The 26,316-nt window shown below is 16.9% G+C and carries 11 protein-coding genes and 1 tRNA gene; 9 read left to right on the plus strand and 3 right to left on the minus strand.

The genetic code is table 11. The annotated features are described in order from the left end of the window. Positions 1-3,848 precede the first annotated feature (3,848 nt). The 3 genes from queD to GII40_RS01505 form a co-directional block, all read right to left on the minus strand. Positions 3,849-4,208 (minus strand): 6-carboxytetrahydropterin synthase QueD, encoded by a 360-nt coding sequence (gene queD / locus GII40_RS01495; RefSeq protein WP_226813095.1) that lies wholly within the window; start codon positions 4,206-4,208, stop codon positions 3,849-3,851. A 3,525-nt stretch (positions 4,209-7,733) separates the two neighbouring features. Beyond that, positions 7,734-8,615, minus strand: a complete 882-nt coding sequence (gene htpX, locus GII40_RS01500; RefSeq protein ID WP_226813096.1) for a protease HtpX — start codon at positions 8,613-8,615, stop codon at positions 7,734-7,736. 4,991 nt (positions 8,616-13,606) lie between these two features. Further along, positions 13,607-14,470, minus strand: coding sequence for a YicC/YloC family endoribonuclease (locus tag GII40_RS01505; protein WP_226813097.1), 864 nt, complete (start codon positions 14,468-14,470; stop codon positions 13,607-13,609). Between the two features lie 997 nt (positions 14,471-15,467). Here GII40_RS01505 and rpmB point away from each other — a divergent pair. The 9 genes from rpmB (at position 15,468) to rimI (ending at position 26,107) form a co-directional block, all read left to right on the plus strand. Then, positions 15,468-15,704, plus strand: a complete 237-nt coding sequence (gene rpmB / locus GII40_RS01510) for a 50S ribosomal protein L28 (RefSeq protein ID WP_226813098.1) — start codon at positions 15,468-15,470, stop codon at positions 15,702-15,704. Positions 15,705-16,818: 1,114 nt separating this feature from the next. Then, the gene (gene tolQ, locus GII40_RS01515) at positions 16,819-17,502 is read left to right on the plus strand and encodes a protein TolQ (RefSeq protein WP_226813099.1); all 684 of its coding nucleotides are present in this window, start codon (positions 16,819-16,821) and stop codon (positions 17,500-17,502) included. 15 nt (positions 17,503-17,517) lie between these two features. Continuing rightward, positions 17,518-17,937, plus strand: coding sequence for a colicin uptake protein TolR (tolR, locus tag GII40_RS01520; protein WP_226813100.1), 420 nt, complete (start codon positions 17,518-17,520; stop codon positions 17,935-17,937). A 153-nt stretch (positions 17,938-18,090) separates the two neighbouring features. Continuing rightward, entirely contained in the window at positions 18,091-19,005 is a 915-nt protein-coding gene (gene tolA, locus GII40_RS01525; protein ID WP_226813101.1) for a cell envelope integrity protein TolA, read from the plus strand. Between the two features lie 2,190 nt (positions 19,006-21,195). Next, positions 21,196-22,491 carry a Tol-Pal system beta propeller repeat protein TolB gene (tolB, locus tag GII40_RS01530; protein WP_226813102.1) on the plus strand — a complete coding sequence of 432 codons (1,296 nt, stop codon included), beginning with the start codon at positions 21,196-21,198 and terminating at the stop codon, positions 22,489-22,491. A 49-nt stretch (positions 22,492-22,540) separates the two neighbouring features. Then, positions 22,541-23,074 (plus strand): peptidoglycan-associated lipoprotein Pal, encoded by a 534-nt coding sequence (gene pal / locus GII40_RS01535; protein ID WP_226813625.1) that lies wholly within the window; start codon positions 22,541-22,543, stop codon positions 23,072-23,074. After that, complete coding sequence (gene ybgF, locus GII40_RS01540) at positions 23,071-23,868, plus strand: tol-pal system protein YbgF (RefSeq protein WP_226813103.1); 798 nt, start codon at positions 23,071-23,073, stop codon at positions 23,866-23,868. Before pal ends, ybgF begins: the two co-directional genes overlap by 4 nt. Before the next feature lie 176 nt (positions 23,869-24,044). Next, positions 24,045-24,117, plus strand: a tRNA-Lys gene (locus tag GII40_RS01545). 1,525 nt (positions 24,118-25,642) lie between these two features. Then, complete coding sequence (gene rimI, locus GII40_RS01550; RefSeq protein ID WP_226813104.1) at positions 25,643-26,107, plus strand: ribosomal protein S18-alanine N-acetyltransferase; 465 nt, start codon at positions 25,643-25,645, stop codon at positions 26,105-26,107. Positions 26,108-26,316 lie beyond the last annotated feature (209 nt).

Raw genomic sequence — 26,316 nt, forward strand, 5'->3', positions numbered from 1 at the left:
ATTTAATAAATATTAATATAAAATTATTTTTAATAGTTAATAGATTTTATTTTCTTAAAACCTTTTATTAATATTTTTTGTAATTTTATAATTATAATAATACTCAAAATGTTAATGCTATTATATATAATAATAATTAATATTTTATATAAAATAGTTATATGATTTATTTTTTGTTGAATATAATATTTATTAATATCATTCTATGTAATATACATTTATTATATTTTAGTATTTTCAGCTGATATTTTTTAAAAATTTACAATAATTAGTCATATGATCTGTAATACTAAAAATATTTATACAATTTATTTTTATAAAATCTTGTAACTATATAACTATAAACTGTATCATACTACTTAAGATCTTTAACGTTAAAATAATAGATTATTATAGAATTAGTAACTATTTTTTAATAGATAATATTACTTAATAATATTAGTACCATACAAGATTATAGAGATAATAATTAATATTTATTTTTTTAAATATCTTCTATAACAAGTAGACTATTACTGAATTTGAATAATATAGAAAGAATATCATATTATTTTGTAAGGATAATGTAATTAATAATATAATACAAGATGAACTGCAAATGTATTAGCTGAGTTAATTAATTGTTAACGTATTATTATGTTTATTTCAAGTTATTAATTATACTATTAATTTAGCTAAATATATAAAATATACATAAAATACTAGTTTATAAATATTCTAATAATTGTTATTTCTATAATTATTCATATCTTAAAATAACTATTTTTAAGATATAAATAATAGTGAGTATTTTTTTAAAATTATATTATATAAAGATATATATAATATTCTATTTTTAAGAAAAATTACATATATATAAATAATAGTAAACATATAAATATTATTTATTATAACAAATAACTAACATATTATAATGCTTTGCTATATAAATATCTTTATATATAAATTTTTTAGATCTTTAAGGATATATTTTAAATAACATATTGATTAATATTATATAATATATTCTATATTCATATTTTATATATTATTTATTTAAAATACTTTTCTTTATTCAAATATAATCTAAAATATCATCGTAACTATTATTAAATAATTAATGATTTATGATGACATATAAATTCAATATATATCTATATAAACTTATATTTATGTAATCTTATTTAACAAATATATTCTTAATAATTTATTGATAAATTATTTATAATATACAAAGATACGTGATCTTAAAATAACATATTTATAATTTTATTATAAATAATTATGGTTATATTATTAAAACAAATACACTAAGCAGTGTATATTTAATAAGAATATACATAAATTTTGAGTTGTATATTCTATTCTTTTGAAGAATAATTATATATAGTAATATATTAGCATTTCAGATTAACTTATAATACTATATGTATATAAAAATATTGTATAAATTATGATATGTTATTAATTAATAATTCAATTTATGTATTTGATTTTTCAGAAAATAATATATATATTTATATATAAAATAATAATTATAAAAATTTTATATAAGTATTTCTTTAATAAAATAAATATAATTTAAATTATTTTACTTTATAAGTATAATGTATGCATACATAATGCATTATCAGTAATACTTATCAATATAATTATTATTAAATTAAATTCATTCTAAATATTACTTTATTAGGACTTAAATACAATTTATATTTGTATTATTATACTCTTAGTGTTTATGCAATATATTGATATTATCATTTTTTATGATAAAATTAATTGTAACATTATACTATATTTATAATAAAATATTATATATATAAATATATATGAATAATACAATATATTTACCTTATTAATTATATACTATATTATTATTTAATATTAATATTTTACTATAGTAGTAAAATATATTTTTATACTTTAGATATATATAATATTTATTATCATAATATATATATATTTTATTTTACACATTAATATATCACAATTAACTAATACTTATTATAAATTAAGTAATATATATATTATATTTATAAAATATAATAAAACTAAAAAATATTATTTTGTAATAATTTCATATAGCTATAATAATGCTTAATATACAATGTTTTATCTTTTTTATTTATATGTTATCAATAACACAAGATACCACAATGCATAATATAATGTTTTTAAAAAATAAAAAATGTTATTCATAAGATATTACATTCATTAAATAATTAACTTTTCTTTTGTATATAAAATATGAAATTATATTATTCTTATAATAAGAATTATTTATAATATAATATTATTAATATCATGATATCTTAAAATTAGATAAATATATAAAATTTAAGATATTTGATTATAATATTAAATATATATGCACTAATATATAATTACTCAATATTAATGAGTATCTTTTATAACAAGATCCACCTATTATACAGTATAATTAAATTAATTATATATAATTTGAGCATTCTAAAATATCTACTATTTTCTTTAAAAGATTTTATTTATTATTTACAATAGTTAGTATTTTATCTAAGTATATTAATACTTTTAATATTTTATTTAACAAAGTAATTATGTATATGGTTAATTTATTATGTACTAATATAAGCATATGTATTATATTATATATGTTTAAGTTTAGTATAATAGATAATTTATCATTATTTTAAATAAAAAAATCTTATAATTTAATATATTCTAAATTACATATTATTTTAAATACAAATAGTATTATATTGTTAATTATTTGTTATTCTTTAAAAGAACATTTTATATCAATAAACAATAATTGTGTCAATTTTATATAAATATTTATATATTTTATATAACCACATTAAATCTAATATATTTATTTAGTTATTATATCGCCATATATAGTCTATTATTTCATGAATTTTTAATAATAATTATTTTCAGTATATATTATATATGATATAAATTATTATTTCTTTACCATTGTAACACCAATCATCTCTATAGATTGATAATAAAAATTAAATGTAATTAATTATGAATTAAGTTTTATATTTTGTAACCATACTAGATAGTAATAAAAGATACTTGATATTATATTTTTATCAAACATAAATTTACATATTAATTATATAGAATATTAAAATAATTATTATTAATATGTATAATCCTATTATATAAAATAAATTAAATATTTTTTGAGAAAAAAGTTACTTTTCTAAATATTTTATGCTTATAAAATTTCATTCTATTAATAGAATTAAATATATATTAATATAGCATAGCAAAACAGCTTAATTGCTAGATATGTACAAGATAAATAATCTATATTTATTAAATAATTAGTTATATTACTATTTTAATAAATTAGTATATATCAATAGATATGTAAAAAATATTTATTTATAATAAATATTATTTTTCTAAAACATTTAATGTTTTATTAATTATTTTAATAAAAATTGTCTTAATAAAGATAATAATTTTACCATATTAATCATGAATTTTATAAAAATATTAATCACATATGATATAAAATATTTATAAGTAATTATTATGCTAATATATATAAAAAATGAAATAAAACTAAAAGATTAAAAATTACTTAGTAAGTATTGTTTAGTTATTAGAGAATGTATGGATTATTTTTTAAATTAATTATTGTATTTATAAAATAAAATTTATATAAATAAGTATAATTTAAATAATAGTCTTAATGTATAAGATTAATTAAAGGTTAGATATATATAAAAATTATTTAATTAAATTATTATTTAATAAAAATAGCATAAAAATTTGCATATAAACTTAACATTTTTATGAAAGATCAATAAATTATATATAATGTTTATTATGCAATATAATAGTATAAATATATAACATATAATACTTTATTATCCTCGATAAATACAACCAGAAGTACATGTTTCTTTTACTAAAATAGCACTAAGTGATGCTAATTGAGGCTTAAGATGTCGCCATATCCATTGTGCTAATACTTCGCTAGTTGGATTCTCTAAACCAGGAATATCATTTAAATAGTAGTGATCAAGACGTTTTAAAATTGGTTGAAATATTTTTTGTATGTCAGCAAAATCCATTACCCATCCGGTATGTATATTAATTGCTCCAGTAATTTCAATACTAATTGAAAAAGAATGACCGTGTAAACGACTACATTTATGATTTTTTGTAACATTTGGTAGACGATGTGCAGCTTCAAATTTAAACTCTTTAAATAAAGTAATTGTCATATAGATACCTTATAAATGAATATTATGTATGTTATATTTTATATAAAATAATAAATTATTTATTGTATTTTATATAAATAACACTATATAATATATATTATAGTAATAATATCCCAAAATTATACCGAACATTTTGCTAAAAAATAAAAAAATATTTTTAATTATTTATTAGTAATGTCAAATAATATGTAGTACATCATTTTTATGATCTTAAATATTAATTTATTCTTTTTTGCATACATTCTATAGAATGTATGCAAAAAAGAATATTAGCTATAATGTAAATTATTAATCTTTTAGTCTTATAATAATAAGAAATTTATTCTAATAAATCCAAATATTTTAATAAAATATTAATTTTTAATGATATAGAATTATAATCAATCAATAGATATATAATATTTATTAATATATCTTAATGATATATAAGATAACATATTGTAAGATATATTAATAAAAACTATTTTAGTTATTATCAATTAATTTAATCATTTTATATTATTATATAATATACATCAATGATTTTTTAAATTTGATAGTTTAGTACTGTAATTTTTTATTATAAAATATATAGAGTATTACTAAAGTAGTTGAATATTTAAACTACATATAAACGACGAACAAATAAATATGGTATATTTTATATAAAAAATTAAGTATTAATTTATATATTAAAATATCAGTATATACAAAAAATCATTTTTTACTTATGGTTTAAATAAATTGATTATTAAAGCTAAAAACTATAGTTGTTATTAATAAGTTTTCTTGAAATTATGAATGATGATATGTATATATTATAGATAGTGATCAAAATAGTTATAAATGCAATAAAAACTATTTATAATATAGATATTAAATATAAAATAGTAAGTAATTAAATATAAATTAATTGATTGTAAATAATAATTATGGTATAAAAACTATAATATTAATATTATTGATATTTATTATATATAATAAATATCATTTAAATACATTAAAAGTATAAAATTATACAAGTAATTTAATTATTTCTTTTTATTATATTATACAATATCATTATATTGATAATAATGTACCTTTGTTGTAAATTATTTTATAATAATTATTATCTATCATTAATGCATGTTAAATAATTCAATCTAATTTACAAGCTATTACATATATGTCTGTAATTACTAAGCTAGTACATACAATAATTGTTGTTGATAATTTTTTATTATTTATTAGCATTACTATATTTTGAATATCTCACTAATTAAAAAAATATAAAACATCATGAATGAATAATTTTATTATATGTTACATTTTATATAAGAGTAATATTGCGCAATCCATTATTTTATTCTAATAAAAAACTCAGTGTATATTCAATGCATGTAACAAAGTTAGCAAATGCAATTCTTAGATCAAAAATATTATAATGATATTATAAATATTTATTACTACTTTTTATTAATATCATATTTTTATCAAAATTTATGATATATGCAATGATATTAATATAATTTATTTTTTATAAAATATTAGTATTATTAATAATATAATTAAGCAATCATAGTACTATGATGACATTTCATTAAATGAATAACTTATAATAAAAATACTTTATATTTTGAGCAAAATTATTACTACATAGTAAAGACATTAATACAATATAAACATTATTTTTATTCTCTAGAATGTATCATTTATATTCCAAAAATTAACAAACAATAATATCAAAAATACTAATATTACGCTTAATAAAATTACTTATTATTAATAATAAGTAATTTATAACACATAATTTTAATATCTTTATATTAATAATTTATATCTTATTATTTATAATAATTGTTTCTTAAAATCTGTAATAATTTATCTTTTTTATAAAATATATATTTATGTCTACAAAAAATTATTGATAATAATATTTGTATTTTGATATAATATTCATATAAAATATTTTTATTATATCAGATCATTTCTCTAATGTATAAAAATAAACATAAATATTTTATAATGACATAAAATCTCATTATAAAAATAATACAACAATATGAATTCTTGGAATAAAGAATATAAAATTTTTATTAGGTTACTAAAGTAGCAAGAAAAACTATATTAACATATTAATTAAAATCTATTGTAATGATAGAATAAATAAATTTAGTAATACTTAGGAAATAGAATTAATATATTATCTGTTGTTATTATTAACTTTATTACATTAATACATATCATTATTAATGATATGTATTAATGTAATCAATAATACTTTAATAATGAGAAAATATATTCTTATAATTTTAAGAAAAATTTTAATTTTTAGATTATATAAAATATTATTTATAATAAATTTAAATGATTATTTTTTTGATAAAAAAATTTTATTTATTAAACATAATCTACACATAAAGATATATTATCTTGTTTACTCTAAAATTCAATAAATATATACATAATATTTAATAAAGAAAGTCAGTTTGTAATCTACATTATTAAGATTTTTTGTATGAGTTCTATCTTTATAAAATAATTCATTATTTAAATAATTATATAAAACATATATAATGTTTTTATAATAAATATATTTCTAATTAAATTATATATTTATTATTTCATGATATTAATAATATTTTCATTAATTAATTTGATTATTGTATATATTGAGTGCATAACATACAATTATGTAATGTATCTTATACAGAATATTTGTTATATTAATAGTTATTAAGATTGAATGCATTAATATTTATTACATTATTTATTAACGCTACTAATCATACTGATTACATATTTTATTAGTTAATAAAAATATTTTAAAAAATTATATATAATAAATCTTTTTTTATAAAAGATATTATATAATTCTTGCATAATATTAAACACTATTTTAGTTAATATCTAATGATTTATCATATAGATAGATATTTATAGATGCTAATGTTAATATAGTTCTATCTTTATTTATTTCGAAATTAAAATAATTAACAAAGATAATTTATTGAATAATTAATATTAATTTTACTTTTTAGTAAAAAATACTTTTATATATTTTATTATATAATAATTGTATATTTATCTTTATATTATTAGTTATTAATGACTAAATAATAACTATATATTATTCAAATAAATTAAATAATCTATTTTAAATGTTATCAAGCATTATAATATTTTATAATGAGCATATATAGCTATATCATAAATTTTACATGTAAAGTACACTTACATAAATAAGCATTCAAATTAAGTAAAAAATAACTACTTAATAATTCTAAGCTACTATATATCTTGTATATGCATTTCTTTAAAATCTTTTTTAAGAGATATATCAATAAATTTATATACATAGTATTAATTATAAATTATTTTATTAGCAATATAAATTATTACTAATAATTACAATATAATTTTTAGCAAAAAAATAACATCATAAAAATGATAATATTTTGAATAAATGTATATAAATATATTTTATATTATATTACAATTTTTTATTTTACATGTAATATTTATAATCAATTAAAAATATTGTTATTACTATAATATACTCAATTACTTAATATATTTTGCAGTCTGTAGTGCTTTTATTCTTTCATCTAATGATGGATGTGAGCTAAATAACTTACTAAAATATTTGTTACAACCATTAATAAAAAATGTTGTCATATAACCTCTGATTTCTGGAGTATAACTAATTTTTAGACGCTGCAATGCAGCAATCATTTTTTTACGACCTACTAAATTTACAGCACCAGCATCAGCGCGAAATTCTCGATAACGAGAGAACCACATAGTTATAATACTTGCTATTATGGCAAATACCATTTCCAATACTATTGATATAATAAAATAAATTATTGAATTATTGCGATTGTTTTTATTTTTATAATTATTCTTCAATAAAAAAAATGATATGCATTGTAAAATTACATAAGAGATAAAAATAACAAAAGTATTAACAATACCTTGAATTAAGATCATAGTTACCATATCACCATTAGCAATGTGATTTATTTCATGTGCTAAAACTGCTTCAATTTCATTATGATTCATATTTCTTAACAGACCTGTACTAACAGCTATTAATGCATTATTACGTTGCATACCAGTAGTAAATGCATTTATATCACAAGCGTTATATATTGCTATTTGTGGTCTATTAATACCTATTTTTTCAGATTGTAAATAGACCGTTTTCACTAACCAATATTCAATTTCATTATATGGTTTTTTTATGATTTTACCATTGACAGAATGCATTGCTATCCATTTAGATAGTACTAAAGAAATAATAGAACCACTAACACTAAATAGTAAGGCTATTAACATTAAATGTTGAAAGTTATTAGATTGTATCCTAGTAATATTTAATATTACTCCAAAAACTAACATAATAGCTAGATTAGTTAATATAAATAAAATAGCACGTATCATATTATATATTAATCCTTATTTATAAATATATAATATAAAATATCATTAAAGATATTATTATATTTAAAAAATAATTATATAGTATATTTAATGTTTAATATTAAATATTATTTTAATAAAATTATCTTGTATACATATACTAAAAATGGTTTTTTATTATAATATGAATAACGGCAGAAAAACTATTAAATAGTATACAATGATTTGATAAAATTTTATTATTTCTTATAATATTACTATTAAAGTTTTTCACAGATTTACAGTATACTTGATCAATATTAAAATAAATATGTTGTGTTGTTTTGAGAAAATATAGAGTATGCTATAATTTATTTATATAAAAGATTATTTATTTTTGCATTATATTGAAATTACTATACTAATACATTTATCAATTTTATAAAAAAATTTTTTATTTTTAAAAATAATTTTCTATACTTTTTTACATGATATGTATCATAAAATATTCTTAATATAATAGTTTATAAAATATATCAAAAAATATAATATTTGTTAAAGACGCATTCAAATATATAAATATATCCAAAATTAAATAAATTTTATTTTTACAATATCAATACTTATTAATATTAATTAAGTACTATAAAAAATGATTAAAGATCACAATGATCTTATTTGTAATAGTAAGTTATAAATATTTATTTTAATAATATTTTATATTGTAATACTATGATTTAATATATTATTAATATAAATATTATAGACATATTTTTATTTTATATTTTTATAAAAACAAGTATTTCATTCTTAAATTAACGGATATTAATGTATCTTTCTAAGATTATGAATATATAATTCTGATGATTCAGATAATTTAATTAATCTTTATTACATATTGCTTCTTAGATATATGTGATATATATGGAATATATAATATAAATATTTTATATAAAAATAACTTATTCATTAATAGTGTATTATAGCATTTAAATGATAATTATTAAAAAACAATTACATACAGCAATATGAAAAATATTTTTATTAAAATTATAATTTTATTAAGATATAATTTTAAATTATTTTATAAAATTTTTTATTTTTATGAACATAATCTACACATAAAAATATGTATTATATATAAATTATAAGATATTCTTTAAACAATTATTATTAAATATTAATAAATATATATCATATATAAATAAATATTAATTTATATAATATCTGCTTTAATAAAAATAAACATTTATTCTTTACAAGTTAAAAAAATAGTTTAATAATTAATATTATTACCTTATATTATTTTAGCTTTATTATTTATTTTTAATAATAGATGATATTAATGAATAAGTTATTACTATAGTATAGTAATTATATTATTTTCTGTAAAGAAAATATAATTTATTGACTATCATAATCTTATGATCTCAAAAATTTAGTACTATTTACATATTAAATATTTTATTAATAGTAAATTTTATTATTATATATTATACTATAATTATACAGCTGTGTATTTATATATATTACTAATATTACTGTAAGTATTTTAATAACAGTTAATATTATGTTTAATAATAAATTATTGCATTTTTTATAAAAAAGAATTCATTTTATTATTTATATTTAAAATTCTAGAGTGTATTTATATTATAAAAATTTTTTAATTTATCTATTAAGTATTATGGTATATGATGTTATCAAAAATTATACATAGTAAACAAAACAACTCTATATATAATCTATATTATATTGTTATCTTAAGATATCAACTTTAATTATATAATATTATGTATAATAATAATATAATCATATTTATGATATTATTGAATAATCTATAAATTAATAAAATAATATTTATTAATAAGTTATAAATGGTTCAATAAAATATACATAATAGATTTCAAATATTTGACTATTGAATATTAAAAAGTAAGATAAATACCTTTATAAGATATATTTTAGCATGCAAGATGTATAAAAATTATTAATTAACATATATTAATTATATAAAAATATAAAACTTCGTAATTATGTTTATAAATGAAATAATATTATTTATTTAATATATTGAAAAAATATTTTATAAAGAACTAATATATTATTATAAATATATAATATTAAAAATAAATAATTTTAATACTAACATTATATTTACATAATATCTTAATTTACAATAAATAATTAAACAATCAACAAATTTAAAATTTGTATGACTCAAGCATACAATAACATTAACAACTTATTAAAATAAAAAATTACATATATTAATATTATATATACAGTATATTTAGTATTTTTATTAATTACAAACAATATGAAATTAGTGTCATATAAATAATAAATTAATATATACATATTTAAAATTAACTAAGTTAATATATGATATATAAAATTATCTCTTATAAAATAACTATTTTTACTAAATAGTATTATTAATAAGATAGTAGTTTTATAAAAATATTAGTAATATGTCTTATCATTAATTTTAAAAACTTTATACAAAATACTGTTATTATAATTTATATTTTAATAAATAATTATATTTTTATATATATGTTTTTAAAGAAAATAATAGCAAAATTATTTTTTATAAAATTTTTTAAAAAATAATATGATCAAATGTAAGCTCTCCTAATCATTTAGATAATTATACATAATATATTATTATGTATATAATATATTATAATTTAAAAAATATCTAAAAATATTAACTTTTTATAAATACAATAAAAATGATTATTGGTTACTTTATTAATATTGTTACCATGAATAATTAATTAATTATTTAATGTTTTTAAAAATATTGTATGCTAAAATATATAAAATATTTATTTATGTTTAAAAAAATTAATTTTCCTATTATACTCTAACTAATAATAGATAAACAATTAGTTATTTAAAAATTTAGTTATAAAATATTGCGCTCAATACATAATTATAAGAATAACAAATATTAAATAGAAATATGTATAATTGTAATGTTATTAGTAATAATAATTGTTATTATGAAATAATACTTGAATAGCCTACCAACATAAAAAAATTAAAATAATTTTTCTTAAGAATATTGCTTAATATTTTATTTTTTATTTACAATGAATATCAATTTTAAATTTATATATTTAAATTTGATAGTTTAATGAAAATATAGATAAAATAATATACTAAATAAATACGTTTTTAGATAATAAAGAGCTATTAGAACGTAAAGATATATTTTATTACTTTTATTATTAATAATTTATAGCTAAGGTAATCTCTAAAGTATTATCTTGAATATTAGATTATCTATAATCTATGAAATATAGATATTATTAATTATGCTAATTATGTCTTTTATTAGAATACAAGATATATATAATTATTAAAAATATGATAGTAAATACATTTCATATAAATAATTCAGTGATCTATTTTCTTTAATAAAATTTTAAAATAAAAAAATATACATTATAAGTTACTTACTTAATACAAGTCATAACTATTTTTAGTTAATTTTTTTTAAATTAAGCATGATTTATAACTGAAATATTACATAAGAATATCTATAATATTCTAAAAACAAATAAAGCATTTTTGGATATTAGTAATAAATACTCCAACATATAACAATAATATTTATTTCATTACTTATCTAGCTTATTTCTAAATTCACGTAATATATAATATTGGATTATTTAAAAATATAAATATAGTAATACGTGAAAATGTTAACTTTAAACATAACTTTTATTCAAAAAGATATTTAATTACTAAAATGAGTATACTTGTTAAGTTTTTAAAAAAAAATATATAATAGTTATATAAAAGTTTTACTAGTATTAAAATATTTATATTATCATTAACAATGATTAATGTTTTTAATAAACTATATATATAGTACATTTATATAAAGATATTTTTTATTATATTTTGTCTTATATATTATTATATATGTAATAATATTACAAGTTGTTATAATTATTGTTCAATATTTTAGCTTAATATATATATTATAAAAATATTTTTCAAAAATCATATAATCATTTTTAAAAAAGACTGTATCAGTGATTACTTTCATGAGTAGAAATAACTTGTTATTTTATTTTTAATCTATTAAATATTTTTTATATTATATGATGCAACACAGAATAACCAAAATATATTATATATTGTAATATAAATTCTATTTTATTAAAAAATAGACACTATAATAATTTTATTAAAAAATATTTATACATATTCATTATGCTTGAATCAATAAATATAAAAAGCATAATATTTTAATTAACATCAGTATATTAGGTATACATTATAAAAAACAAAATTAAGATTATCATTAATATTAGTAAGAAGATTTAATACAAAATTTGTTATATATAATCAATAAATACAATAATTGTATTAAAAATTATTGTAATATAACAATATATCTAATATTAAGAACTATCTTAAAATAATAAGTTTTAATTGTTATATGATTATTTAATAAATATAAATTTTATAAAATATCGTATATATTGATATTATTTATCTCTATATTCTATAGATTATTTTATAAAATTAATTAGATAATACTTTATTGTTTGTATATATGTAAAATACATTGATTTACATTCTTTAAAATAGTATAAATAGATTGATAATCATTAAAGTATTATAAATATATTTCATAAAATTTTTAGTAAAAAATTTAACATAAATAAAGAATATAACAATTATTCTTTATGTACTATAAAAATGAAATATTTTTAATCTCAAATTTAAGATAATTTTCAAAATTATTTTTTTACAGTTTAAATAATTATAAAAATATATCATATAATTCGGTGATGTAATTATTAAAAATAATATATTTTTCATTAATTATAACTATATATCATTGTTATATTTTAATAGTATATTGAAATTTATTTAGTACCATTATTTTTAATAAAATATTATAAGTGATGTTATCTGTGTTGTAATATAATTATATGTAAGAAATATATTATCTATTTTACTAAAAAATATTTAATATTTAGTAATATTCTATATATAATAAAATATTACTCAATATTTTGAATTTGTTCTCGTATTTGCTCAATTAATACTTTTATCTCTATGGCAGATGTAGTAATATCTGCGTTAATAGATTTAGATGCTAATGTATTTGATTCACGATTAAATTCTTGCATCATAAAATCTAGACGTCTACCAATAGCTTCTTGTTTTTGTAGAATAGCATACGTTTCTTTAATATGTGTTGCTAAACGATCTAATTCTTCAGAAATATCAAGACGTTGTGCTATAAAAATTATTTCTTGTTCTAAACGGTTATTTTCTAAACTAATTTGTGCTTCTTTTAACTTTCCTAGTAAACGTTCGCGTTGCCATTGTAGTATCTCAGGCATTAATTGTTTTATTTTAGCAATTTCTATTGAGATAGCATTTAATTTTTGTTCTATGATTAGTTGCAGCGCGCTACCTTCACGTTCACGTGCTATAATAAAATTATTAATAACAAGTTCTAATGCATTTATTAAGTCATTACTAATAAAATTTAAATCTTGTTGTTTAGATGATATTACATGAGGCCAACCTAGAATTTCTAGTGGATTAATCTCACCTTCATCACTCTGTATTTTTATCCAATTAGCAGCTTCAATTAATTGTTTTGCTAGTATTTTATTCAAAATAATAGAGCTATGTATGCTAGAATTTATTTCACAATGTAAAGAACATTCTATTTTCCCACGCGTTAAATGTATGCGTAATTTTTCACGTATTATAGACTCCAAGCTACGGAATGATTCTGGTAGACGAATATATATTTCAAGATAGCGCTGGTTTACAGAACGAATTTCCCAAGATGCATTACCCCAGCTGCCTTGTATATCATAGTGAGTATAGGCGGTCATACTTCGGATCATTTTTTGCGTCTCTGTAACTAGTATATTTATAATATATCAAATATTTACTGAAATAATACAATATTATATTAATTTCAGACTTAATCTTATATAAATTAGTATTACTCAATATTATATCTAATATAACAAGTTATATTTAATAACTGCATTATGTGTTATGTATAATAAATCATTGTCTATAATATATTATTATAAATAAAGACATATTTATTAATTTATGATAGTGTTATGAATTTATTATAATATATTTAATCATTATTATTATTGATTATCAATAATTTCTTAAAAAAGTCAATATTTCTCTATCAAGAATTATAAAAAATATAATATAAGAATATTTAAACAATATAAATAATTGTTATTTTTTTATGTAATAGATATTGTTGATATGAGCTTTAAATATTATAATATATAATATAACTACATAAAATATATAATATAAATATAGTAATTTATTAAATTTTAGTAAATTAAATAATTAGCAATATAAATATATTATTTAGAATATTAGATATATACTTATAATAAATAAATAATGTACTAAAAATAATTTTTATTATTTTTAGTGTAAATTTTTTCTAATTTTTTATTAGTTTGTTAAATATTTTAATATATTACTTGTAATAACAATAAAACTGTATATAAATATACAAAGTATATATAAATTAACATTACAAATATCATTAATTTTAAATACTATTAATATATAAATATAAGATAAAATAAACTTTATTTATAAATACATTATTTAATTTATATTCTACAAACATATAATAATTATTATTATATTTGATAATCTTTACTATTTAATTATTGCATCATTATACCTAAGATAATATACTATAATAAAAATTATATATTTTTAATATAACATTTACGAAACTTATACTTATTTAAAATATTAATTTGTATGATAGTGTATACTTATATTATTTTATAATTTAAGAAAATAACTTTTTGTTAATTTTAGCTAATTTATTTTTTTGGAGTAGTTAATATGTCTAAAATATGTCAAGTAACGGGAAAGCGTCCAGTTACTGGTAATAACGTTTCCCACGCAATGAACGCAACTAAGCGTCGTTTTTTACCTAATTTACATTTACATCGCTTTTGGATTGAAGATGAAAAACGTTTTATAACTTTAAAAATCTCTGCTAAAGGAATACGTATTATTGATAAGAAAGGTATTAGATATGTTTTAACTAATATTCGATCTTGTAGTAAAGAAAAATAACAATAGCATTATAGAATAATATATTTATAATAGATTCAATACAATTATTATTATAAAAATAATTTTTTTAAAAAATAATGTCATTTTAAATGATATAACTTAAGTAAGTTAATTATATTATATAATAATTAATAATAATTTTTTAAAAAAATATTTATGTATCTTGTAATAAAATACTAAAATATTATATTTCTATTAAATAAAAAATTATTAAATATAATATGCATTAAATTCTTTTAATCAATTTTTTCGTTCTTCATTAATATAAAAAATAATTTAAAATTATTTACATGTAATAATTATTACAGATAAAAAATATGATGTATTTATAACGTTAATTAATAAGATTTTATAATAATGATATCTTAAATTATTTTTTTCTAATTTAGTAAATTAGTGAAAAATAAAAAATTTATTTTTTAATAAATGCATTTTATTGCAGTAGAATTACTTTATTAATTTAATTATAATATATTATATTATTCATATATATAATAATAAAAAAGCTATTTATTTATAATCAATATTATTGATTGTATTAATTTTTTAATATGTACATTATTATTTTCATAACTTATAAATATCTGATATTACAATATATTTATATAAATAAATAAATTATTTTTGAATTAATGGATACGTATATAATTTAAAGTATTATTATCAATTTTCTATCATTGTAGATGATGTATAAAATTTTTATTAAAAATATATATGATTTAATTGATAGATTGTATTAATAATAATTTTTTATTTTAATCATTTTAAATAAATATAAACATTATATATAATAACATAACTTATATTAAGTAAGGTATATATAATTTCTTCTTATAAAGAATGATATTTATTTTTTATTAAAGTAAATATTTATTATTATATAATAACCATATATCCCGTCAAAACATATAAATATACTATGTATAGTATTAATATTTTATGTATTTATTTTATTAATTAATGGTCATATTTATTTTGATAAAAATAATAATTTTAATATAAAAATATCAACTATGTAGTTATAGTATAATCTGTACACTAAAATAATTTTATTTATTTTAGTCTACAGATTAAAGTACAATAAAAAATATTGCTTATGTTTGGAGTACAAATCATGACTAATATAAACATACTAAAAATATTTTTACAAGCTAGTTTATTGGTCAAATTAATTATATTTATTCTGATTTGTTTGTCTATTTTGTCTTGGACTATTATTATATGTTGCGCTAGAAATGTATATACAGCTAAGAATAGTGCAGTAGCTTTTGAAAAAAAATTTTGGTCAGGAATTGAGTTATCACGTATCTATCAAGAAAATAAAATATGTTGTAATGCTCTTATTGGCTCTGAACAAATATTTAATTCTGGATTTAAAGAGTATCTACGTTTACATCGTATAAGTAATCAAACGAATAGTAATACAATAAAAAATATAAACCGCATCATGCGTATTTCATTAAATCATGAAATTGCAAATTTAGAAAGATATATTCCATTCTTAGGTATAATTGGTTCTATTAGTCCTTATATTGGACTTTTAGGTACCATTTCGGGTATTATACATGCCTTTACGAGCTTAGGAATTGTAAAACAAACCACTCTTCAGATGGTTGCACCTGGTATTGCAGAAGCATTAATTACAACAGCTATTGGTCTATTCACTGCAATTCCAGCGGTTATTGCTTATAACTATCTTAATCATTATATCAATATACTTGAACAAAATTATAATAATTTTATAGAAGAATTTATTGTTATTTTGTATCGTCAAACTTTTACTAAAGAATCTAAATAATAAAAAGGTAGTATTATGAGATCCATTGATCGTCGTAAGATACAAAATGAGATTAATATAGTACCTTTACTAGATATATTATTAGTTCTTATACTTATTTTTATCGCTACTACTCCTATTATCACTCAAAATATTAAAGTTAATTTACCTGATAGTAAGAATACAACAAAACTTTGGAATAATCTTAATCCTACAGTTATTGTTGAAGTATATGAAAAAAAAAAATATACTATTATTATTGAGCAAAATCGTATAGCACACATTCCAGAAGATCGTGTAATTCAAATAATACAATCTTATCTTAAAGTACATCCAAAAACAGTATTTTTGATTGGAGGCGATAAACAAGTATCTTACGATAACATTATTAAAGCCATTAATATTTTACATTTGGCAGGCGTAATATCTGTCGGCTTAATGACACATCCTGTTTGAAATACTTAATAAAATAGTTAAATATATATTTTATATGCCTTACTATATTTGTAGATAAAGCTAGCTCATTAATAATGTAATATAAATAAAACTTAATTACTTGATTAACTTTAAACCCGCGGCCTGAGTATATTAAATATTGGAAGATACATCATGGTACAGGCATCTAAATATAAGAATTATCTAAAATATGCATTCATTATTTCAATTTTATTGCATATTATTCTTATATCTTTATTCAGCATGTACTCAAGGATTCAAGATTCAAAACTAAGTTATGATAATAGATATGAAAGTAATGAAGTTATAATAAATTATGATAATAATATTCAACTTCATAATAAACAAAGACAATATTTTATTGATAAAAACTATCAAATAGAAACACAATATATGAACAAACAAGAAAAAAATAAAACAATATTATATATAAAAAAAAATGAAAAATATTTACCATTCAAAAAAATAATAAAAGAAGAAAAGCAGATTATTAATAATGTCAAACAAACAGCTACTAATAATAAAAAGCAGATTATTAATAATGTCAAACAAACAGCTACTAATAATAAAAAACAGATTATTAATAATGTCAAACAAACAGCTACTAATAATAAAAAACAGATTATTAATAATGTCAAACAAACAGCTACTAATAATAAAAAACAGATTATTAATAATGTCAAACAAACACAACTAATTAATAGTTTATTCGATCAATTATTAAATAATAAATATATTGATAAAGATATAAATAATAAAATAACAGATAAATATAATAGTAAAAATAATGTAACTTTGAACTCTGATATCATAAAATATGCTAAACAGATTCAAATGGCAATTACAAGTAATTTTCATACTGATCCAATCTTTAATGGAAAGATATGTAATCTACGTATTAAACTTGCATCAAATGGTATGTTATTAAGTATTGTTTCTGAAGGAGGCTCTCCTGTTCTTTGTCAAGCAGCAATAGCAGCAGCAAAAATGACCAAATATCCTAAACCACCAAATAATTCTATTTATCAAATATTTAAAAATTCTTTTATTGAATTTCAACCAAATTAATTATTTTTTTTATTTATTATCAATAATAATATAAAGTTAATCAGCAAGAGAAATATATGTTAACAATTATTTTAATTAAAATATATTATTATATAACTGAAGTAAAATATTTTATATATTAAAAAATCTTTTTAAGATATTATATCTTTATCATTAAATAAATCTTAATTTTTAATATATTTTGTTATTGTAATAAATTATTTAGTATTTTAAAATAAATTCTATTTAAGAAATAAATATATATTGTATTACTCTTATGAAAATAGAAATTATTTATTAAGATACAATAATAACTATACTTATATTAATTAGTAAAACATAATAGAGCTAAAAATTATAATAAAAGTAATTTTTATAAAAATATTAAAAAAAATTTAATTAATCAGTAATATTTTTATTATTTTATTTATATCATGGAACAAATATTGCTCTTTAATAAATTATTTTCATGCTCTAATAATAATTGTAATAAACTGTTAACATTAATAATTAAAAAATATTATTTAATAGTCTTACATGCTAACGTAATATTTTTGTTAATTATTTGACTATAAGTTCATTATTAATTAAAAATTAATAATCATATTATATGTATATATAAGCTATAATTAAGGAATTATTTTTAATATTTATTTTGTATAAAAATATTAAAGTAATATATAAATTATTTAAAGGTATATTTAAATATTTTTTATCTAAGAATGTTTAATAGTTATTAAATTAAAAAATTATATTATATATTTTATAGAAGATATATAGAAATTAAAATTTTTGAGAAAAGATACTGTTTATTGTTTACTGCATATCTCTGTATATACAGTATATTTATTATTGTAAATTAAAATAATTTTTTTATTTATTATTAATACTTGTGTAATAAATATTATTATATTATATGTATAACTAATTATACTAATAATAAACATTTAATTTATAAAAATTAGTATTATATGTACAAATTTATTATTTAATTTACTGAATATGTTATATATTAAGATAATTTTTTTTGAAAATTAATATATTTAATATCAAAAATATTATTTTAATATATATATGATATTATTAATTATTTTATATAATTTAAATAAAAATCATGCTTAAACAATAATAATTTATAAAAAAATTTCTATGAATTATTTAATATATAAACTATATATATCAAACAATAAGAATTTTATTTCTAATAAATAATATAATTACTACTTTAATAAAAGTCTAACAAAATAAAAAATTACGATTTATATCCAGTTAATTTAGATTTCATGTATTATGTATATATTGCAATAAATAATATAATGTACATTTTGTATAAATAAAATTATACTTAATAATTAAGTATATTAGTATATACTTTATTAATCTGAAATATTTAATTATCTATTTTTACTAGATAATATTATAAGAATATTAATATCAAGCATTAATTTTTATTGAAAATGTTTTAATTATTTAGAAGTTTAACTATATTAATGTTATTACTGTAATATAATATATTATTTTATATTTTATTATCAATATATAAACTTATTTATATAGAAATAACCTATACATCTTATTATATAAAATTATCAATAAATAACAAAGTTGATAAATATTAATGCTTTTTATAAAAAAATTTACAGATATATTATAAATAATAAATTAATTAATTATTAATTTACGTATTTAATTTTTAATTAATAAATATATAAATTATTACTAATTTGATAATAATAAAATTAATATATTTCAGATAAAAACACAGCCTTATAACTTAATAGTGAAATTACATATATAAGATATTACTATTTTAAGAATATTAATTTTGTTTTTTATAAAAATTAACTTGAATATAAATATAGTTAATGATATAATAAAGTTGTAAATTTTTATATATAAAAATATTATTAATATAATAAACAGTATATAATATTAGAAATAAACAATCCTAAAAAGATTACCTTATTATTAAATAGTTAAATTTATATCTTATAATGATCAATAATTTAATTAGTTTTTATCTTAATTAAAAATTTTGTAACAAAATAAAATAATACTTACTGTAAGTATATATTTTATATATTAATGCATTGATTTTTTTATAAAAAATTTTATATTTTTTTAAAAAAACTACTATGTAGTAGTATGCTCATTATTTTATTAAAATTTTGTTAAAAATAGCATTTAACAAGTTAGATACAGGATAGTATAATGAAGCAAATATTTATTATCATTATAGGTATTTTAAGTCTATGCGCTAATGTATTGTATGCGGAAAATAGAATAGTAATTACTCAAGGTGTTAATACTCCACGCCCTATTGTTGTTGTTCCTTTTAAATGGAAAGGAACAGGTCGTCTTGCACCTGAAAATATAGGTAAAATTATTGCTGATGACTTACGTAATAGCGGTAAATTTAATCCAATTAATACTATGCGTATGCCACAGCAACCAACAACTATAACTGAAATTATTCCAGATGTTTGGACTGCATTAGGTATTAATATTGTAATTTTTGGTTATGTTCAGCCAAGTGCAGATGGATATTATATAGTATCTTATCATATGGTTGATACATCAGATCACTTAATTAGAATCTTATCTCATAACCAATATAAAGTTACTAAACAATGGTTACGTTATTCTGCTCATTCTAGCAGTGATGAAATTTTTAAAACATTAACAGGTATTAAAGGTGCATTCTGTACTCGTATTGCATATATTGTTCATAAGAAAAATAATAAATTTCCTTATGAATTACGTATTTCTGATTATGATGGTTATCATTCATTTATTATTCATCGTTCACAACAACCATTAATGTCTCCTGCTTGGTCTCCAGATGGTAATAAACTAGCTTATGTAACTTTTGAAAGTGGTCATTCAGTATTAGTCATGCAAACTTTATCTAACGGAGTTATTCATATACTTGCAGCATTTCCAAATCATAATGGTGCACCATCATTCTCACCAGATGGTAATAAGCTAGCATTTGCATTATCTAAAACAGGTAACTTAAATATATATATTATGAATTTAAATGTTGGTACAATTCACCAAGTAACTTATGATCATAGTAATAATACCGAACCTGCTTGGTTCCCAGATAGTAAAACATTAGCATTTACATCTGATCAAAGTGGACATCCTCAAGTTTATAAAGTAAATATTAATAGTAATTATCTTGAAAGATTAACGTGGGATAGCTCAAGAAATCAGGATAGTGATATTAGTTATAATGGAAAGTTTATGGTTGTAGTTAGTACCGATAATTATGCACAACATATTGCTAAACTAGATATAAAATCTAATACATATCAAATATTAACTGATACGTTGTTAGACGAAAATCCAAGTATAGCTCCTAATGGCACTATGATTATCTATAGCTCTTCTCAAGGATTAGGTTCTATTTTACGATTGGTATCAACCGATGGAAGATTTACAACAGATATCCCAACAACAGATAGTAATGTAAAATTTCCTGCTTGGTCGCCATATCTATGATGTATCTATTAAAATTTATTTTTAGCGCACTATAAAAAAGATTAAAGGAATACATATGAATAAAATTCTGTACGGATTGATATTGGGGTTATTAGTTATATCTATCTCTGATTGTAGCTCACATAAAAATAATGAAAAATTAACACAAGGTGCTAATAATGATAGTAGTATAGAAAATAATGGTAAAAATGTATCTTATGAAGAACAAGAACGCTTACATCTGCAAGAGATACGCAAAAATAATGTTGTTTATTTTGATTTAGATAAGTATAATATTAGTTCTGAATATTTACCTATGTTAGATAAGCACTCTGCTTTTCTTTGTCAACATCCATCTTGCAAAGTAACTATAGAAGGTCATGCAGATGAACGTGGTACTTCAGAGTATAATATTGCTTTAGGAGAACGTCGTGCTAATGCAGTAAAAATGTATTTGCAAAGTAAAGGCGTAATGACTGAGCAAATGTCTATTGTTTCTTACGGAAAAGAAAAACCAGCAATCTTAGGACACAATGAAGCTGCATACACTAAAAATCGTCGTTCTGTATTAGTGCTAATTGCATGTGAAAGGAGTACTGCATGAGCAGTAACGTTAAACGTTACTCAGTGAGTTTATGGTTACTTAGTGCAATAGCAGTCAATCCTTTAATAGCTATTGCACAACAAGCTCCAATTAGTCAATCATCATCTTCTTTAATAGAAGAGCGAATCATTTTACTTGAGCATATTACAGATGCTCAAAGCAAAATATTTTTACAAATCCAGCAGCAACTTTCTGATAATCAGCATGATATAGATATATTGCGTGGTCAAATTGAAGAAAACAAACATGCACTGAATAAAGTTATTGAATACCAAAAAAATCATTCATTGCCACTAGATAACCAAAAAAATGTTAATACAAGAATAACAACGACACATATTACTTCTTATATACCAACTGGTAGTGATAATTGCAATATTCAGAAAAGTGTATCGCCAATAATAAAAAACAATAAAATTAATAATATCAATATGGATTACAATTATGCAATAAATTTAGTAATGCAAAATAAAAAACATGATCAAGCTATTCTTTGCTTACAAAATTTTGTAAATAAATATCCATATTCAATTTATCAACCAAACGCTAATTATTGGCTTGGTCAGCTACTATATAATAAAGGAAAAAAAGATCAATCAATTTATTATTTCGCAATAGTAGTAAAAAATTATCCCCAATCATTAAAAGCTCCTCAAGCTATGTACAAAATTGGGGTCATTTTACAAGAAAAAGGGCAAACTAATAAGGCTAATTCTGTTTATCAGAACATTATTCAACAATATCCAACTAGTGATGCTGCTAAGCAAGCACATAAACGTATTACTACGTTATAATTTTTCTATTAGTTATATATCTAGTAATAGATTGTGTACTGTATTTATATAATATTTATTATATAAATAAATAGTTAAATATATTTAAATAAATTTATTAAAATTTTTTAGTTGCGTTATTCTAAAAAATACGTAATATTATAATAAATTATAAGATTAATATTTAAATTAAAATGGGGTCGTTAGCTCAGTTGGTAGAGCAGTTGACTTTTAATCAATTGGTCGCAGGTTCGAATCCTGCACGGCCCAGAACTTATTAAAATAAAATACAATTTTTGCTCAACTATAAAATATTTAATAATTTTATTATTAGTATACAGTATATATTATTGTCCATAATATTCTTTAAAAAATTAATATTCTAATTTTTTAAAAATATTAAGTACTTTTGATAAATAATTATAGATTATAACATTTTATTACATCATCTGTTTATATCAAATAGATAACTTATTATATATAATAATATTGCAATACTTATTAAAGTATTTAATGATAAAATAATAATTAAAATATATTAATATTATATAATAACTCTTAAATAACTTAGAACACATTATACAATGTGTTAACTATAATGAATTTTCATGATTTCAACTATCTAAATATTAGATTCCTTTATAAAATATTATATTACATCTTCTAGTATTATTTTATAATACTATTTATTATAATTATATTATTGATTTGATGCTTTTATTATTACTAATAATATGTATATATTTACATACAACAAATTATAATATTTTATTATGTAATATATTTAATCATTGAGAATAAAATATATCTTAAAATCAATAATGTATTTTGTATCTAATAAAAAATATATAATTATATAGTATAAAGTTAGTACTTTAATACAGTTATTTTAATTAATATATTATTCTAAAGACTCTTATCTCTAAGTATAAAAGAACATATAAATAATTTTATATTCTATGTAATTTTACATGTATAAAAATTATTATATTTATAATATTTTATTTAATAAGTAATTATAAAGAGTACTGATAATGATTACTTTATTAATCTACATTATATATATTAATATAATTAATATTCATTATTAAATAGTAAAATTACTGAATATAAATAATTTGTTATATTTTATTTTCTATATTATTTGTACATTAAATAATAAGATATTATTGCTTAATATTGTAGTAATTAAAAAACAGAGAATTATAAATTTATATATTATTAATAAGTAGATAACAATACTGTTAATCAATTAAAAGAATTAGTAAGCAATAAAGCTACAATTAGATAGCTATAATTATTTGTAGTAATAATTATTTTTACATATATAACATTATTGTTTATTAGTATATACTATTATTTATAGTAATATCTAATTATATGTATATTATAAATAATAATTTTCTATTTATTTTAATATAAAATATATTATTCAATAATAATATTCAACTATATTGGTTTTCCAATGTCTCTTGGAAAATTAGTTATGATTGTTTTTAAAAAATATAATATTGTTATTTAGTATTTTTTACTATAAATATTACTGATAATAAATTATTAATCTTTCATAAAGATGTGCATCATATATTTATATACAATATAGTAAATATATTTTGTTAATCTTTCAATTAATTCATAATATATATTATAAAATAATAAAATTATTATTATAATTAGTATAAAATAATAATTTTATAACATAATGTCATATGATAACTAAATTATTAATATATTTATTAATTAATAATATATAATTATTTTTATATAAAATATACTTAATTCTACAAATATTATTATGAATAAAATTGTATCTATAAACAGTAAGATTTCTCTGCTTCAAAAAACAGATTTTAATAATGCATTGAAGATTGAGTGCGCAAGTTATTCTTTTCCATGGACTAAAAAAATATTATTAAGCAATTATGGAAAATCTTATTATAATTTAAAGTTAGAATATAATGGAATATTAATAGCTTTTTTAATTACACAAGTAATATTAAATGAAGCAATTTTATTAAATATTGTTGTTGAATCATCTAAACGACGTAAAGGATTAGGTCGAAAATTACTTAGGACATTAATTGATGAATTGAATAACAAAAATATTATAACATTATGGCTTGAAGTAAGATACTCTAATAACGTAGCAATAGCATTATATGAATCACTAGGATTTAATAAAGTATCAGTACGATATAATTATTATCCTACTAAAAATGGTCGAGAACATGCACATATTATGGCGCTCACATTAGTTTAATGTTTAAAATAATAAATATGAATATTACATTATTTTAATGTATTTGTATTATATATATTTGCTTTATAGATTCTATGAAATCAAAAATTATTTTTTATTAAAAAAGATATTTTATCATACACTAAAAACTAGTTATGAATTATTAAATGTAATTATCACATAGAATGTAAAGAGATTCAATTAAATTAAGTTTATAATGATAATAATAA

This window comes from Candidatus Profftia lariciata (assembly GCF_020541265.1).
In the GTDB taxonomy this organism is placed as follows: Bacteria; Pseudomonadota; Gammaproteobacteria; order Enterobacterales; family Enterobacteriaceae; genus Profftia; species Profftia lariciata.

Bases quoted from the DNA above. Each gene is read 5' to 3' on its own strand.
- rimI (WP_226813104.1), top strand. From the start codon at position 25,643: ATGAATAAAATTGTATCTATAAACAGTAAGATTTCTCTGCTTCAAAAA.
- GII40_RS01505 (WP_226813097.1), bottom strand. From the start codon at position 14,470: ATGATCCGAAGTATGACCGCCTATACTCACTATGATATACAAGGCAGC.
- tolQ (WP_226813099.1), top strand. From the start codon at position 16,819: ATGACTAATATAAACATACTAAAAATATTTTTACAAGCTAGTTTATTG.
- ybgF (WP_226813103.1), top strand. From the start codon at position 23,071: ATGAGCAGTAACGTTAAACGTTACTCAGTGAGTTTATGGTTACTTAGT.
- tolA (WP_226813101.1), top strand. From the start codon at position 18,091: ATGGTACAGGCATCTAAATATAAGAATTATCTAAAATATGCATTCATT.
- tolR (WP_226813100.1), top strand. From the start codon at position 17,518: ATGAGATCCATTGATCGTCGTAAGATACAAAATGAGATTAATATAGTA.
- rpmB (WP_226813098.1), top strand. From the start codon at position 15,468: ATGTCTAAAATATGTCAAGTAACGGGAAAGCGTCCAGTTACTGGTAAT.
- tolB (WP_226813102.1), top strand. From the start codon at position 21,196: ATGAAGCAAATATTTATTATCATTATAGGTATTTTAAGTCTATGCGCT.
- htpX (WP_226813096.1), bottom strand. From the start codon at position 8,615: ATGATACGTGCTATTTTATTTATATTAACTAATCTAGCTATTATGTTA.
- queD (WP_226813095.1), bottom strand. From the start codon at position 4,208: ATGACAATTACTTTATTTAAAGAGTTTAAATTTGAAGCTGCACATCGT.